Here is a 15,684-nt window from a genome sequence, read left to right on the forward strand (position 1 = left end):
CGGAACACTCCCCTCCACGGCGTACCATGACTTGCCGTACACGAGGGGTGGGACCGTGGACCGAGCAGAGGTCGGCGCGCTGGTCCGGGCCGCCGTCGACGGCGACGCGGCGGCCTGGAAGGCGCTCGTGGAGGGGCTGAGCCCACTGGTGTGGTCCGTGGTGCGTGCGCACCGGCTCTCCGACGCCGACGGGCACGAGGTGTACCAGACCGTGTGGTTCCGGTTCGCCCAGCACCTGGGCCGCATCCGGGAGCCCGACAAGGCGGGCTCCTGGCTGGCCAGCACGGCACGCAACGAGTGCCTGAAGGTGATCCGCGGCCTGACCCGGCTGCTGCCGACCGACGATCCGCAGGTCCTGGACCGGGTCAGCGAGGACCGCACGCCCGAACAGTCCCTGATCGACGCGGAGGACGAGGCGGACGAGGCGGAGCGGATCCGTCTGCTGTGGCAGGAGTTCGAGGAACTGGGCGACCGCTGCAGGCAGTTGCTGCGGGTCCTGATGGCCTCGCCGCCGCCCAGCTATGTCGAGGTGTCCGTCGCGCTGGGCATCGCCGTGGGCAGCATCGGCCCGCTGCGCCAGCGCTGTCTGCGCCGGCTGCGGGCCCGGCTCGACGCGAGGGGTGCGGTGTGAGCGACGACGACTTCCCGGCGGACGAGGCCCTCGACGGGACTTCGGACGACGCCGGTTTCGACGCGGACCTCCTGGAGGAGGAGCTGCGCGGCGCGGCCGCCGTCCTCGACCCGCTGCCGGCCGAGCTGCTCCAACTGGCCATGGACGCCTACCTGCTGCACGACCTGGACGCCCGGGTCGCCGAGCTGACCTTCGACTCCCTGGTCGACGCGATCCCGGTCAGAGGTGTCGAGGACCCGCCCCGCATGCTGACCTTCCAGGCGGGCGAACTGACCGTGGACGTCGAGGTCACCGAGGACGGGCTGCTCGGCCAGCTGCTGCCCCCGCAGTCCGCGCGCATCGAGGTGCTCGGCGGTCCGGCGGCGGCGCATCCGCTCACGGTCGACGCCATGGGCCGCTTCGCCCACGACACCCCGCCCACCGGCCCGTTCGCGCTCCGGCTGCGGACCGGCGGGGACGTGATCGTGACGGAGTGGCTGAGGGCGTGAGGCGTCACCAGGTGGCGGGCAGCGTCCGCGGCCCCCGGATCATCGTCCTGCGCCGCCACCGAACCCCCTCGGCCGGCACCGCGAGCCGCAGCCCCGGCAGCCGGTCGAGGAGGGTGTCGACCAGCAGTTCGGTCTGCAGCCGGGCCAGGACCGCGCCCGTGCAGTAGTGGGTGCCGTGGCCGAAGGCGAGGTGGGGGCGGGGATCGCGGTCCGGCAGGATGCGGTCCGGGTCGGGGAAGACGGCCGGGTCCCGGTTGCCGGCGAGGTAGGAGACGTAGACCGGGTCGCCCGCCGGGATCCGGGTGCCGTCGCTCAGTTCGACGTCCTCCAGAGCGATCCGGGCCAGCCCGACCGTGCTGCGGTGCGGGATCCAGCGCAGCAGTTCGTCGAGGACCGGCCCGCGCTCCGCGGGGCGCTCCCGCATCCGCGCCATCAGCTCCGGCCGTGTCAGCATCAGGAACAGCATCTGCCCGCAGTTGTGGGTGACCGCCTCGCCGCCGATCTGCAGCGGACCGGCCAGTCCCACGGCCTCCTCCTCGCCGATCACGCCGCCGGCCACGGCAGCCCCGAGCAGGGAGTACACGTCCTCGCCCGCGCTGCCGGCCCGCGCGCGCACCGTCTCGGTGATCCATCCGTACAGCCCCTGCTTGGCCGTCTCGGCGGCCTCGGCCCCGCCCGAGGTGGAGATGATCTGCCGGGTCCAGGCGTGCACCTGCTCCCGGTCCGCCTCGGGTACCCCCATCACCTCGCTGACCACGGTGACCGGGAACGGCTCCAGCACCCGCCCGACGAGATCGGCGGGCGGCCCGTCCCGGAGGACCCCGTCCACCAGCCCGTCGAGGATCTCCTGCGCGCGGGGCCGCAGCCGCTTCATCGCCCCGACCGTGAAGGCACCGGCGAGCGGCTTGCGCAGCCGGTTGTGGTCGGGCTGGTCGGCCCAGGCCAGCGAGCCCGGACGGGGCCTGAAGTGCGGGGCCAGGCGGGTGACCTGGCCCCGGGTGACCTCGGCGCGGCTGAACCGCGGGTCGTTGGTGACGGTCCTGACGTCCTCGTAGCGGGTCGCGAGCCACGCCCAGCCCTCGCCGTACGGCAGCCGGATCCGGGTCACCGGCCCCTGCGCCATCAGGGCCGCCAGGACCGGGTCGAAGTCCGTCCCCGCCAGTTCGAGCGCGGGCCAGTCCCGCACCGGCGGCGCGGTCCTGTACCCGGGCGGGAGCGGCCCCGCCGCCGCGGGTTCGGCCGGCTCCGTGGTGGGCGCGGTGGTCTCCGTGGTCATGCCTCCACGGTCGTACGGCGCTCACCGCGTGTCCTGCCGGAGTGCTCCAGCCGGAGGGTCAGCGTCCGGCGGCGTCCACGAGGGCGGCGAGGGCGGCGCCGAGCCGGTCCGCTCCCGCGTCCGCCGGGCCGCCGGGCTCGGTCATGTACAGGTCGCGCCGGATCTCCACCATCAGCGCGGCGACCCGCGCGTCCGTCCCGTGGAACTCCAGCGGTACGTAGGTCCCGGCGAACGGGCTGTCCAGCCCCGTCTCCCCGCAATCGGCGAAGGCCTTGCGGGCCGCCTCGGTCAGCCCGGCCGGTGTGTGGAAGGCGTCCGTGCCCAGGCACACCGGCGGCCGGGCCCCCGCGCCGTGCAGCTCGTAGGGCAGCGGCCGGGTCGGATAGGAGTGCACGTCGATGACCACGGCCCGCCCGGTCGCGGCCAGCCGCCCGGCGACGGCCTCCGTCATCGCCCGCGCGTACGGCCGGAAGTACCGCTCGACCAGTGGCCCGGGGTCGTACGGCTCGTTCCGGAGCGCCTCCCGGTGCGTGGTCCGCGTGTACACGGCCCCCATCCCGACGGCGAGCATCTCCTCCCGCTCGTCCGGGAACCGTTCGGGATCCACCACCAGCCGCGACAGCCGGTTGACGAACCGCCAGGGGGGTACCGCGGCCCGTCCGGCCGCGGCCGCCGCGATCTCGGCCGTGTGCGCGTCCGTGATGTGGTCCAGCTCCCTCTCCAGCGCGGCGTCGTCGAGCACGATGCCCGCCCGGACACCGGCCGGGACGGCCCGCGCGGAGTGCGGCACATGCAGGATCACGGGCGACTCGTCGGCGCCGGGCAGCAGGGCGTACGGGGGCTGGGACACGGGCGGCTCCGGGTGCGTTGTCCGCGGCGGCGTACAGGACGGGTCCACGGTGTCACACCGGCGGCCGGCGTTGCGGTGGGTGGTGCCCGGCACGGCACGGCCGGGCACCACCCACCGGGGAGCGGGTCAGTGCTTGTCGACCGCGGAGGCCCAGTCGAAGTCCACCCCCATGTCGGAGTACATCTTGGAGTACCCGACGAAGCAGTCGAACTTCTCGACCTTGCCGTTCTTCAGGTACCAGAAGTCGGCGGTCGGCGCGGCGACCTTGTGGCCGTTCCCCTTGACGACGCCCGCGGGCGTCTGGAGCTGCCCGTCGAACGTGCCGTCGATCGACAGCTCGATGCTGATCACGTCGTCGTTCACGGTGATGCGCTTGAGGTCGCGGTGGACGTCGGAGAAGAGGCCCTTCATGTAGGGCAGGACGGTGCCGAGGGCCTCGCCCCGGTAGGCCTGGCCGGCGACCACGTCGTTGAAGACGCCGTCCTCGGCGAAGCTGTTGACGAAGGTCGGGACGTCTATGTGGCTGCCCTCCGCCACGTAGTAGTCGCGCAGGACGATCGCGAGGTTCTGCCTCTCGTGCTTGGTCAGGTGGCGGTTGGTCAGCGGCAGTTTCGCCAGCTGGCCGGGAGCCAGGTCCGGGACCGCCGTACCGCTGTGCGCCGCCGTGGTCCGGTGGACGGGGTTCGCGGCCTGTGACGGCGCGGCGGCGATGGACAGACCGCCCAGGACAGCCACCGCGGTCGCGGCGGTGATCGACTTCCGGCTGAGCAGCTTCATGTCTGGTTCCTCCAGGTCGGCTTCCGTGCGTCATTAGTAATTCAAACGCTCGCTTAACGTTATGGACGGGTGGATGAGCTGTCAAGCTACTGTTTGAATTCATTGCCGGTGCGGCGGCCGGAGGGCCGGAGAGGTGAGTGTTGACAATGTAGTCAAGCGTATGCTTGAGTACATTCCATGACACGCGCGGAGAAGACGGACCTGCGCCGGGAAGCCGGCCAGCGCACCCGGGAAGGCCTGCAGACGGCCGCCCTGGAGCTGCTCGCGCAACGGGGCCAGGAGGGCGTGACGCTCCGCGAGATCACGGAGCGCGCCGGGGCCAACGTCGCCGCCGTGAGTTACCACTTCGGGTCGCTGAAGGCGCTGTGCAACTCCGCGATAGAGCACGCGCTGGAGCAGTATCTGGACGCGCAGATCCAGGAACTCGGTCCGCTCGGCCCCGGTTCGTCACTCCAGGACCTGGCGGCGGCCTTCGCCCGGCCGATGATGCGCGCGCTGGCGGCCGGTGGACCGGAGCTGGCCATGATGCGGACCGTGGCACGCGTCGGTATCGATCCGCCCGAGGGCTGGGAGCGGCTGCACGGCAAGTTCGACCACAGCCGCCGGGAGGTCCTCCGGGTGCTGACGGCGAACCTTCCCGGGGTCGGCGAAGAGGAACTGATCTTCCGGACACGATGCGCGGCCGGCCTCCTGAACTGGCTCGCGCTGGCCCCCATCGGCGTCGAGCTGGCCGCGATGCCCGCCGAGCGGATCGAGCGGCAGCTGGTCCCCGTGGTGGCCGGGGCGTTCCGCGGGGACGGCCCCGCCGGCCACTGACCGGACCGGGCCGGGGCGAGAGGCGTAGGGAGTACCGGGCCCGGACACGGCTCCGCCCCGGCGGGCGGGGTGCCTGCCGGGGCGGAGCCTGCGACGGGGCGGCCCCGAGGGGCCTGGCCGGGCCTAGAGGGCCGCGAGGGCCGCGTTCCAGGTGGCCGACGGGCGCATGACCGCGTCCGCCTTGGCCTTCTCGGGCTGGTAGTAGCCGCCGATTTCGGCCGGGGAACCCTGGACGGCGAGCAGCTCGTCGACGATCTGCTGCTCGTTCGCGGTGAGCGCCTCGGCGAACGACGCGAACGCCTTCGCGAGCTCGGCGTCGTCGGTCTGCTTCGCCAGCTCCTGCGCCCAGTACAGGGACAGGTAGAAGTGGCTGCCGCGGTTGTCGATGCCGCCGACGCGACGGGTCGGCGACTTGTCCTCGTCGAGGAAGGTCGCCGTGGCCCGGTCGAGGGTGTCGGCGAGCACCTTGGCGCGGGTGTTGCCGGTGAAGTCGGCGTACTGCTCGAAGGACGGCACCAGGGCGAAGAACTCGCCGAGGGAGTCCCAGCGCAGGTAGTTCTCCTTGACCAGCTGCTGGACGTGCTTGGGCGCGGAACCGCCGGCGCCCGTCTCGAACAGGCCGCCGCCCGCCATCAGCGGGACGACCGACAGCATCTTGGCGCTGGTGCCCAGCTCCAGGATCGGGAAGAGGTCGGTCAGGTAGTCACGGAGCACGTTGCCGGTGACGGAGATGGTGTTCTCGCCGCGGCGGATGCGCTCGACCGACAGCCTGGTGGCCTCGACGGGGGAGAGGATCCGGATGTCCAGACCCTCGGTGTCGTGCTCCGCCAGGTACTGCTCGACCTTGGCGATCAGCTGCGCGTCGTGGGCGCGGCCCTCGTCCAGCCAGAAGACGGCCGGGTCGCCGGTGGCGCGGGCGCGGGTGACGGCCAGCTTCACCCAGTCCTTGATCGGCGCGTCCTTGGTCTGGCAGGCGCGGAAGATGTCACCGGCGGCGACCGGCTGCTCGATCACGACGTTGCCGGCCGCGTCGACCAGGCGGACCGTGCCGGCGGTGGCGATCTCGAAGGTCTTGTCGTGGGAGCCGTACTCCTCGGCCTTCTGCGCCATCAGGCCCACGTTCGGGACCGAGCCCATGGTGGACGGGTCGAAGGCGCCGTTGGCCCGGCAGTCCTCGATCACGGCCTGGTAGACACCGGCGTAGGAGGAGTCCGGGATCACCGCGAGGGTGTCGGCCTCCTGGCCGTCCGGGCCCCACATGTGGCCGGAGGTGCGGATCATGGCCGGCATCGAGGCGTCGATGATGACGTCGGAGGGCACGTGCAGGTTGGTGATGCCCTTGTCCGAGTCGACCATCGCGAGGGCCGGGCCCTCGGCGATCTCGGCGTCGAAGGAGGCCTTGATCTCGGCGCCCTCGGGCAGGTTCTCCAGGCCCTTGAGGATGCCGCCCAGACCGTCGTTGGGGGAGAGGCCGGCCGCCTTGAGCGTCTCGCCGTACTTCGCGAACGTCTTCGGGAAGAAGACGCGCACCACGTGGCCGAAGATGATCGGGTCGGAGACCTTCATCATCGTGGCCTTGAGGTGCACGGAGAACAGGACGCCCTCCTGCTTGGCGCGCGCGACCTGCGCGGCCAGGAAGTCGTTGAGCTGCGCGACGTGCAGCACGGAGGCGTCGACGACCTCGCCCGCGAGGACCGGTACGGACTCCTTGAGGACCGTGGTGGTGCCGTCCTCGGCGACCAGCTCGATCTTCAGCTTGCCGGCCTCGGAGATCACCGCGGACTTCTCGGTGGAGCGGAAGTCGTTCTCACCCATGGTCGTGACGTTGGTCTTGGACTCGGAGGTCCAGGCGCCCATGCGGTGCGGGTGGGTCTTGGCGTAGTTCTTCACCGAGGCGGGGGCACGGCGGTCCGAGTTGCCCTCACGCAGGACCGGGTTCACGGCGGAACCCTTGACCTTGTCGTAGCGGGCGCGGATGTCGCGCTCCTCGTCGGTCTTCGGGTCGTCCGGGTAGTCCGGCAGCGCGTAGCCCTTGTCCTGGAGCTCGGCGACGGCCGCCTTCAGCTGCGGGATCGACGCCGAGATGTTCGGCAGCTTGACGATGTTGGCCTCGGGCGTCTTGGCCAGCTCGCCCAGCTCGGCGAGCGCGTCCGGGATGCGCTGGCCCTCGTCCAGGTACTCCGGGAAGACGGCGATGATGCGCCCGGCCAGCGAGATGTCGCGGGTGTCCACGGCGACACCGGCCTGCGAGGCGTACGCCTGGATCACCGGCAGGAACGAGTGCGTCGCGAGGGCCGGGGCCTCGTCTGTGTAGGTGTAGATGATGGTCGAGTCAGTCACCGGGTGCTCCGCTCCACGTCTGCAACATTGCTCGACATCAAGATATCTCGTGAGCGACCCGCGCTCGACAGGGGTCCGCGACTCGGAAGATCCGGTTGTCCGGTTGTCATACGCCGGGCAACCGGATCGGTCAAAAGGGTGGTCAGGAAGAACGAGCCACCATCGACCGGCGGCCGGACCGACCACCCGGCCGCCCGAGCGAAAGCGGACCATGAGATATCGCACCAGAGTGACGGCCCCGGCGGCCGCCCTGCTCGGCACGGCGGCCGTCCTGGCCACGGGGGCCCCGGCCCTCGCGCGTCCCTTCTCCGCGGGGGAGACAAGGGGCGCCGCGAGGACCGGGGGCAACGCGCCCGCCCCGGGCCCTGAGACCCTCGGCGACCCCGTCTACCCGGCCCTGGGCAACGACGGCTACCGGGTCCACGCCTACGACCTCGACCTCGCCTACGACGCCACCACCCGCCTGGTCGACGCCACCGCGACCCTGTGCCTCCGCATCACCCAAGACCTGTCCCGCTTCTCCCTGGACGCCCTGGGCCTCGACATAGCCGCCGTCCGGGTCGACGGCCGGGACGCCGCCTTCGAGCAGGCCGGCGAGAAGCTGCGGATCACGCCCGCCCGGCCGCTGCGCGAGCGGGCCGACGTCACCGTGTGCGTGACCTACTCGGCCGACCCGCGCCGCACCCTCCCGCACACCGCCTGGGTGCCCACCCCGGACGGCTTCGCGATCTGCCCGCAGCCGAACTCCGCGCACACCGTCTTCCCGTGCAACGACCACCCCTCGGACAAGGCCGACTTCACCTTCCGCATCACCGTCCCGAGCGGCCTGCGGGGCGTCGCGAACGGCCTGCCCACCTGCGCCGAGAACCTGCCGGGCGACCGGACCGCGTACTCGTACCGCTCCCGCTCGCCGATCGCCACCGAACTCGTGCAGATCACCGTCGGCGACTACGTGGTCAGGGACCGGCCCGGCCCGCACGGCCTGCCGCTGCGGGACGTCGTTCCCGCGGCCCGCGCCGCCGCCCTGGAACCGGCGCTCGCCCTCACCCCGGGCCAGGTGGCCTGGCTGGAGGACCGGCTCGGCGCCGCCTTCCCGTTCGAGACGTACGGCCTGCTGCCCTGCAACTCCGACGATCCGAACGCGTTCGACTTCACGGGCCTGGAGACCCAGACCCTCACCCTCTACAAGCCGAACTTCCTGCTCCAGGAGGAGGCGAAGATCGGCTCGCACATGATGCACGAGCTGGTCCACTCCTACTTCGGCAACCTGGTCTCCCCCGCCACCTGGGCCGACCTCTGGCTGAACGAGGGCCACGCCGACTTCTACGGGCTGCTCTACCGCTACGAACGCGGCTGGCCGGACTCCCTGGGCATGACCACCATGGAGGCCCGGATGAAGGACACCTACGCCCGCGGCGACCAGTGGCGCCACGACTCCGGCCCGGTGGCCGCCCCGAACGAGGTCGACCTCTTCGACAGCCAGCGCTACCTCGGCGGCGTCCTGGTCCTGTACGCCTTCCGCGAGCTGGTCGGCGAGAACGCCTTCCACGCCGTCGAGCGCACCTTCCTGGACCGCTTCCGGCGCCGCTCGGCCTCGACCGAGGACTACATCGCGGTGGCCACCGAGGTCACCGGCCAGGACCGCTCGGGCTTCCTCCGCGACTGGCTCTACGGCACCACGACCCCGCGCATGCCCGGCCACCCCGACTGGACCGTCACCCCGGTGACCCCGGGCCCGGCCACCCCGCACAGCCTGCGAGGCGGCCACCACCACGACAACTCGGCCACGCTCTGAGCCGGGAGCAGGGGGCTAGTCGGTGACCGGCACCTCCCCGGCCGTGCGCTGGTGCGGGATCACCACGGCCCCCTGCTGGAGCGCCACCGTGCGGGCCGGCGCCGGTATGCGGATGCCCTCCTCGCGGTAGCGGCGGTGCAGGCGCTTGATGAACTCGTGCTTGATCCGGAACTGGTCGCTGAACTCGCCGACGCCGAGGATCACCGTGAAGCCGATCCGTGAGTCGCCGAACGTGTGGAAACGGATGGCGGGTTCGTGGTCCGGGACCGCGCCGGTGATCTCGGTCATGGTCTCGGCGATGACCTCGTGCGTGACCCGCTCGACGTGGTCCAGGTCGCTGTCGTAGGCCACACCGACCTGCACCAGGATCGTCAACTGCTGCTCGGGGCGCGTGTAGTTGGTCATGTTGGTCTTGGCCAGCTGGCCGTTGGGGACCACCACCAGGTTGTTGGAGAGCTGGCGGACGGTCGTCTGGCGCCAGTTGATGTCCACGACATAACCCTCCTCGCCGCTGCTCAGCTGGATGTAGTCACCCGGCTGGACGGTCTTGGAGGCGAGGATGTGGATGCCCGCGAAGAGGTTGGCGAGGGTGTCCTGGAGGGCGAGCGCGACCGCCAGACCGCCCACGCCCAGGGCGGTCAGCAGGGGCGCTATGGAGATGCCCAGCGTCTGGAGCATCACCAGGAAGCCGATCGCCAGGACCAGCACCCGGGTGATGTTCACGAAGATCGTGGCCGAACCGGCCACCCCGGAGCGGGACTGGGTGACCGACTGCACGAGCCCGGCGATCACCCGGGCCGCCGACACCGTCGCCGCGAAGATGAGCAGTACCTGGAGGCACTGGTTCGTGTGGTGCTGGACCGTCCTCGTCAGCGGCAGCACCGCCGCCGCGGACGCCGCCCCGCCCGCGAGCGCCGCCCACGGGACCACCGTGCGCAGTGCGTCCACGATGACGTCGTCACCGCTCCAGCGGGTCCGCTTCGCGTGCCTGGCCAGCCAGCGCAGCATGCCGCGCGACAGGAACGCCAGCAACAGGCCCGCCGCGAGGGCGATTCCGGCCAGGACCAGGTCATCGACGGTGAGCGCTCGGTTCACCGGTTACCTCCCATTCGGTTGTGCAACCGCTCATCCTGCCGTATCCGCACGGAGGTTCGTATCGGAGCCCGCCCGCCAGGGCTGTGCGGAACCTGTCGACTTGCTGTCGATGTGGGCGGCGCGGCTAGCGCCGGGGCCCCTGGGGGGACTTGGCTTCTGCGCTGGCTCACCCGCACGTCTGCTCCGGCCCCCACCCCCCATCGGAAGGCAGGCACAGTGCACCAGGAACAGCTCGACTATCTCGTCGTCGGAGCCGGTCCCGCCGGACTCCAGCTCGGCCGGCTCCTCCAGGCCGCCGGGCACCGCCACCGCATCCTGGAGAGCGGCGGCACACCCGGCACGTTCTTCCGTACGTTCCCCCGGCACCGGAAACTGATTTCCATCAACAAGGTCCACAACGGCACCGAGGACCCCGAGCTCAACCTCCGGATGGACTGGAACTCACTGCTGTCCGACGACCCCGGCCTGGCGTTCAGGCACTACTCCAGGCGCTACTTCCCGGCTGCCGACGACCTCGTACGCTATCTCGCCGACTTCGCCGAGGCCTTCAAACTGGACATCGCCTACGACACCCGGGCGGTCCGCATCACCCGCGACGACACCGGGTTCACCGTCACCGACCAGCACGGCGCCGAGCACCGCGCCCGCCGGCTGGTCATGGCCACCGGGGTGTCCCGGCCCTACGTCCCCGACGTTCCCGGCATCGAGACGGCGGAGCAGTACCCGGACGTCTCCGTCGACCCCGACGACTTCACCGACCAGCGGGTCCTGATCCTCGGCAAGGGCAACTCCGCGCTGGAGACCGCTGACAACCTTGTCGAGACGGCCGCCGTGATCCACGTGGCGGGACCGCACTCGATCAGACTGGCCTGGAACACGCACTTCGTCGGCCACCTGCGGGCGGTCAACAACAACTTCCTCGACACCTACCAGCTCAAGTCGCTGAACGCCCTGCTGGACGGCAACGTCGAAGCGATCGAGCGGGACGGCGGCCGATATCGCGTGCGGTTCAGCTTCTCCCGCGCCGACGAGGTCGTGAAGGAGCTGGTCTACGACCGGGTGATCGTCTGCACGGGCTTCCGCTTCGACGCCTCGCCGTTCGACGAGCAGTGCCGGCCCGAACTCGTCATCAAGGACCGCTTCGCCGCCCTGACCCCCGCCTACGAGTCCGTCAACGTGCCCGGCCTCTACTTCGCCGGAACACTCATGCAGCAGCGCGACTTCAAGAAGTCCACCGGCGGCTTCATCCACGGATTCCGGTACGCCGTACGGGCGTTGAGCCGCATCCTCGACGAACGCCACCACGACCGGCCCTGGCCGCACCGCCCGCTGGCCGGCGACCCGGCCGCCCTCGCGGACGCCGTGGTGGCGCGCGTCAACCGGAGTTCGGCGCTGTGGCAGCAGTTCGCCGTGATCGGCGACCTGATCGTCACCGCGGACGACGGCACCGCCCGCTACCACGAAGAGGTCCCCGTCGACTACGCGCAGATGAGCGAACTCACCCGGAACCGGGACTACTTCACCGTCACACTGGAGTACGGCCCCGACCACGACAAGGTCGACCCCTTCGACATCACGGTCCGCCGCACCGCGCAGAACTCGGTCGACGACGCCTTCGACGCGTCGTACCTCCACCCCGTGGTCCGCCACTTCCGCGGCGGCGTCCTGCTCGGCACCCACCACATGGCCGAGAACCTGGAGAACCACTGGGACGACCCCGACGTCCACCACGCCCCGCTCGCCGGTTTCTTCAGCCGTGAACCGGTCTCCGCACCGCGGACCGGCGCGGCGGGGAGGCAGCCGTGATGTTCAGCGCGAAGGACTTCGAGACCGCGGCCCGCGACCGGCTCGACCCCGTCCACGCCGACTTCGTCGCCGGCGGCGCCCGCGACGAGATCACCGTACGGGCCAACGAGGAGGCCTACGCCCGGCTGCGGCTGCTGCCCCGTGTGCTGCGCGGCCGCGCGGTGCCGGACCTGGACGTCACGCTCCTCGGCGGGCGGGCCCGGACGCCGGTGCTGCTGTCGCCCACCGCCTTCCACCGACTCGTCGACCCCGAGGGCGAGTTGGCCACCGCCCGAGCCGCGGCCGCGGCCGGGGCGATCATGATCGCCAGCATGGCGTCGACCGTCGCCGTCGGCGAGGTCGCGGCCGCGGCCCGCGCCGCCGCCGCACCCGGCGAGACCGTACCGCTCTGGTTCCAGCTCTACCTCCAGCCCGACCCCGGCATCACCGGGGCCCTGGTCCGCCGGGCCGTCGACGCCGGCTGCACCGCCCTGGTCGTCACCGTCGACTCCCCGGTGCTCGGTGCGAGCGAACGCAACCGGCGCAACGGCTTCCACGACCTGCCCGCCGGCCTGCGGTGCGAGAACCTCGTCGACCTCCGCGACGGCGAGCGCGGGCACGTCCGGCAGATCGAGATGTCCCCGGAGTTCTCCTGGGACCACATCAGCCGGCTCCGCGAGATCACCGACCTGCCGGTCCTCCTGAAGGGCGTCCTGCACCCCGAGGACGCCCGGCTCGCCGTCCGCCACGGCGTGGCGGGCCTGCTGGTGTCCAACCACGGCGGCCGCCAGCTCGACACCGTCCCGGCCACGCTGGAGGTCCTGCCCGAGATCGTCGCGGCTGTCGCCGGACGGATACCCGTCCTCCTGGACGGCGGGATCAGACGGGGCACCGACGCGGTCAAGGCGCTGGCGCTCGGCGCCCGTGCGGTGGGCATCGGCCGCCCCGTGATGTGGGCACTGGCCGCCGACGGCGAGAAGGGCGTACGGCGGCTGCTGGAGCTGCTGCGCGAGGAGATCGAGGACGCGCTCGCCCTGTGCGGAGCGGCAGGCCTCGGTGAACTCACCCCGGATCTCGTCCGCCCGGCCTGGTCGGGACGGCACTTCGGCGGAGCCGTCTCATGAGCGCCGCCGGCTGGGCCGCCGTCGTGGCCGCGCTCGCCGTCGCGGCGAGCCTGCCGTACTGGCTGCCGCGCACGGTGGTCGCCCTCCGCGTGCGCATCTTCGCCCGGGTCAACGGCGAGGAGGGCATCGCCGCACCCGGCCGCGACGTGCCCGCCGAGGAGTTCAAGCAGGTGTACGGCCACCCGGCGGCCGACGGCCGCAGCCGGGGCGCCGCCCTGTCCGACCTGTTCTGGTACTGGCTCTCGCCCGGCCCCGAGGTCCACCAGGAACACCTGGAGCCCGGCCCCCGCTACGACGACGTGGCCCGCACCACCCGGCAGATCCTCGCCGGCCCGTCCCGCGCCGAGTGGACCGGGCTGGTCGCCCGCTGCACCCGGCAGGTACTGGACGAACTCGGCGGCGGGGAACGCCTGTCCAAGGTCCGGCTGCGCGATCTCATGATGCCGGTGTGGGCCTCGGTCTACTACGAGGTCGTCTTCCGCAGCCCCTGCCCGCGCGAGGTCCGGGACCTGATCAGCGGCAACGCCGACGACGTGGTCAGCGCCCTGAAGTGCACCCGGCTGCGGCACCTGGACCGCCGGGCCCGGCTCACCGCGTACCTGCGCGAGCGGCTCGCCCACGACCCGCCGCCGGTGCCGCTGCCCGCGCTGCTCACCGAGCGGGAGCGGGCGTACTACCTCCAGGGCACCTTCTTCAACACGGCCGTGGTGCAGATGTCGGAGGCGACGGCCCACCTGCTGCTCGCCCTCGCCACCCACCGGGAGATACAGGAGAACCTGGCGTCCGCGGGCCCCGGCTACCTCGACCGCGTCATCGACGAGACCCTCCAGCACTTCCCGCTGTTCGGCGTGGCGCACCGGATCACCACGGGCGAGATCCCGCGCGACGGCCGTCCCGCCATCCCCCCGGGCTCGGTCCTGCTCTTCAACTACCCCGAGTACCAGCGCTCGGGCACGGCCGGGGCCGAGCGTTTCGACCCCGACCGCTGGCTGTCCAGGGACACCCGGCCGACCGCCTCCATCCCGTTCGGGATCGCCGCCAACCGGCCCTGCCCGGCGCGTGGTTTCGCCGTGCTGACCATGCGGGTCGCGGCCGAGGAGGTGCTGCGCCGGTTCCGGCTGGAGTCGTCCGCCGAGCACACCCGCTCGCTGCCCAGCCGCGGTCCCTGCCTCCTGATCCCGCGCTCGGACACCGGATCGCCCCGGCTGCGGCTCGCGGCGATGCGGCTCGCCGACCACTGGGCGAACGTCCCGCGCAGCCTCACCCAGCTGGTCCTCGGCACCTACATGGTCTGGGACGCCCGCCGCCAGGGGCTGTGCCGCACCTACTTCGCGACCGCACCCGGCGGTTCGTCCCCGTCCGTCGTCGGCAGCCGGTGAGGGGGCGACGTCATGACACCCATGGAGCTCGCTCCGCGCTTCTTCGCCGCCGTCGTCGTGATCCTGCTGGCCTGCCGGCTGGTCGTCGCCGTCGCCGGCCGGTTCGGTCAGCCGCCCGTGGTCGGCGAGATGATCGCCGGTGTCCTGCTCGGACCGTCCCTGTTCGGGCTGGTCGCCCCGGGCGCGTCCGACGCGGTCTTTCCCGCCGAGCTCAGGCCGGTGCTGTACGTCGCCGGGCAGATCGGCCTGGTGGCCCTGATGTTCCACGCCGGGTACGAGTTCCGGGCGCACGCGGGCCGCGGGCTCGCCGGCACGGCGGCAGCCGTCTCCGCGGCCGGGATCTCGATTCCCCTGGCCCTCGGTGCGGGCCTGGCACTCGTGGCCCACGGACACGTGGACATCTACGTCGACGGCGTCCCGGTCTGGGTCACGGCGGGCTTCGTCGGCGTGGCCCTCGCCATCACGGCCTTCCCGATGCTGGCCCGCATCATCACCGAACGCGGGCTGGCCGGCTCCCGCTTCGGCACCCTCTCCCTCGCCTCGGGCGCCACCGACGACGCCGTCGCCTGGATCCTGCTGGCCGCGGTCCTCAGCGCCGCCTCCGGCGCCCCGGGGCAGGTACTGACCGCCGTCGGCGGTGCGCTGCTGTTCGGGGCGGTCCTGTACTTCCTGGGGCGCCCGCTGCTGGCCCTGATCGTGAACCGGCCCGGACTGCGCGACGACACCCGGCTCCTCGGCACGGTCGCGGTGCTGTTCGGCGCCGCGTGGTTCACCGACGTCATCAACCTGTACGCGGTCTTCGGGGCCTTCTGCGTCGGCATGGCCATGCCCCGCGGCGAGGCCGCCGAACGGCTGGTGCGGACCACCCAGTCGGTGACCCAGGTGGTCTTCGTCCCGATGTTCTTCACCTACTCCGGTCTCAACACCCGCTTCGACGTGTTCGCCGACCCCGCCGTGCTGGCGTTCGGCGCGGCGGCCGTGGTGCTGGCCGTGGCCGGCAAGTTCGGCGGCTGCTGGGCGGCGGCCCGGCTCAGGGGCGAACCGCCTGCGGTGGCGGTCCGCGTCGGCGCGCTCATGAACGCCCGCGGGCTCATGCAGCTCATCGCCCTGAACGTCGGCCTCGCGGCCGGAATCGTCAGCGACGCCCTGTTCTCCGCACTGGTGCTCGTCGCCCTGGTGACCACCGTGATGACCGCCCCCGTCCTCTCCTGGCTCGACCGGAGGGACACGGCCGGGGCCCGCACCGGACCGGCGACGGAACAGGATCAGGAGGTGGTCCGCACCTAGCTCACGACCCGCCACGACACCACGCTCGGTTGACGCAGCCT

Annotated in this window: 13 protein-coding genes; 8 read left to right on the plus strand and 5 right to left on the minus strand. The window is 71.9% G+C overall.

The annotated features are described in order from the left end of the window. The first annotated feature begins 31 nt into the window (after window positions 1–31). Window positions 32–631, plus strand: coding sequence for an RNA polymerase sigma factor (locus ACIQVL_RS20635; protein ID WP_388601015.1), 600 nt, complete (start codon window positions 32–34; stop codon window positions 629–631). Continuing rightward, on the plus strand, window positions 628–1,119 hold the full coding sequence (locus ACIQVL_RS20640) for a hypothetical protein (protein ID WP_403444614.1): 492 nt from the start codon (window positions 628–630) through the stop codon (window positions 1,117–1,119). Before ACIQVL_RS20635 ends, ACIQVL_RS20640 begins: the two co-directional genes overlap by 4 nt. Before the next feature lie 4 nt (window positions 1,120–1,123). On the opposite strand, the gene ACIQVL_RS20645 is transcribed toward ACIQVL_RS20640, so the two are convergent. The 3 genes from ACIQVL_RS20645 to ACIQVL_RS20655 all read right to left on the minus strand — a co-directional run bounded on the left by ACIQVL_RS20645 (window position 1,124) and on the right by ACIQVL_RS20655 (window position 4,022). Beyond that, window positions 1,124–2,395 (minus strand): cytochrome P450, encoded by a 1,272-nt coding sequence (locus ACIQVL_RS20645; RefSeq protein WP_403476022.1) that lies wholly within the window; start codon window positions 2,393–2,395, stop codon window positions 1,124–1,126. A 58-nt stretch (window positions 2,396–2,453) separates the two neighbouring features. Continuing rightward, window positions 2,454–3,245, minus strand: coding sequence for an N-formylglutamate amidohydrolase (locus tag ACIQVL_RS20650; protein ID WP_403444619.1), 792 nt, complete (start codon window positions 3,243–3,245; stop codon window positions 2,454–2,456). A gap of 126 nt (window positions 3,246–3,371) precedes the next feature. Continuing rightward, window positions 3,372–4,022 carry a nuclear transport factor 2 family protein gene (locus ACIQVL_RS20655; RefSeq protein WP_403444622.1) on the minus strand — a complete coding sequence of 217 codons (651 nt, stop codon included), beginning with the start codon at window positions 4,020–4,022 and terminating at the stop codon, window positions 3,372–3,374. A 177-nt stretch (window positions 4,023–4,199) separates the two neighbouring features. Here ACIQVL_RS20655 and ACIQVL_RS20660 point away from each other — a divergent pair, with 177 nt between their 5' ends. Next, a complete protein-coding gene (locus tag ACIQVL_RS20660) occupies window positions 4,200–4,838 on the plus strand; it encodes a TetR/AcrR family transcriptional regulator (protein ID WP_403476023.1) in 639 nt (212 codons plus the stop codon). Window positions 4,839–4,961: 123 nt separating this feature from the next. Here the strand turns inward: ACIQVL_RS20660 and ACIQVL_RS20665 are convergent, their stop codons facing one another. After that, window positions 4,962–7,178: an NADP-dependent isocitrate dehydrogenase gene (locus ACIQVL_RS20665; RefSeq protein ID WP_403476024.1), complete on the minus strand. Its 2,217-nt coding sequence runs from the start codon at window positions 7,176–7,178 to the stop codon at window positions 4,962–4,964. A 211-nt stretch (window positions 7,179–7,389) separates the two neighbouring features. Between ACIQVL_RS20665 and ACIQVL_RS20670 the strand changes: the two genes are divergently transcribed. Then, the gene (locus tag ACIQVL_RS20670) at window positions 7,390–8,973 is read left to right on the plus strand and encodes a M1 family aminopeptidase (RefSeq protein WP_403476025.1); all 1,584 of its coding nucleotides are present in this window, start codon (window positions 7,390–7,392) and stop codon (window positions 8,971–8,973) included. A 15-nt stretch (window positions 8,974–8,988) separates the two neighbouring features. Here the strand turns inward: ACIQVL_RS20670 and ACIQVL_RS20675 are convergent, their stop codons facing one another. Continuing rightward, window positions 8,989–10,068, minus strand: coding sequence for a mechanosensitive ion channel family protein (locus tag ACIQVL_RS20675; RefSeq protein ID WP_403444634.1), 1,080 nt, complete (start codon window positions 10,066–10,068; stop codon window positions 8,989–8,991). A gap of 216 nt (window positions 10,069–10,284) precedes the next feature. On the opposite strand from ACIQVL_RS20675, the gene ACIQVL_RS20680 reads away from it, so the two are divergent. Genes ACIQVL_RS20680 through ACIQVL_RS20695 form a run of 4 tightly spaced genes read left to right on the plus strand, consistent with a single transcriptional unit; the run spans window position 10,285 to window position 15,643 of the window. Then, window positions 10,285–11,874, plus strand: a complete 1,590-nt coding sequence (locus tag ACIQVL_RS20680) for an NAD(P)-binding domain-containing protein (protein WP_403444636.1) — start codon at window positions 10,285–10,287, stop codon at window positions 11,872–11,874. Further along, complete coding sequence (locus ACIQVL_RS20685) at window positions 11,874–12,977, plus strand: alpha-hydroxy acid oxidase (protein ID WP_403444733.1); 1,104 nt, start codon at window positions 11,874–11,876, stop codon at window positions 12,975–12,977. The genes ACIQVL_RS20680 and ACIQVL_RS20685 overlap by 1 nt, the downstream gene beginning before the upstream one ends. After that, window positions 12,974–14,356: a cytochrome P450 gene (locus ACIQVL_RS20690; protein WP_403476026.1), complete on the plus strand. Its 1,383-nt coding sequence runs from the start codon at window positions 12,974–12,976 to the stop codon at window positions 14,354–14,356. Before ACIQVL_RS20685 ends, ACIQVL_RS20690 begins: the two co-directional genes overlap by 4 nt. Before the next feature lie 12 nt (window positions 14,357–14,368). Continuing rightward, on the plus strand, window positions 14,369–15,643 hold the full coding sequence (locus ACIQVL_RS20695) for a cation:proton antiporter (protein ID WP_403444642.1): 1,275 nt from the start codon (window positions 14,369–14,371) through the stop codon (window positions 15,641–15,643). Window positions 15,644–15,684 lie beyond the last annotated feature (41 nt).

It is taken from the genome of Streptomyces sp. NPDC090499 (genome assembly GCF_044769305.1).
Taxonomy (GTDB): Bacteria; Actinomycetota; Actinomycetes; order Streptomycetales; family Streptomycetaceae; genus Streptomyces.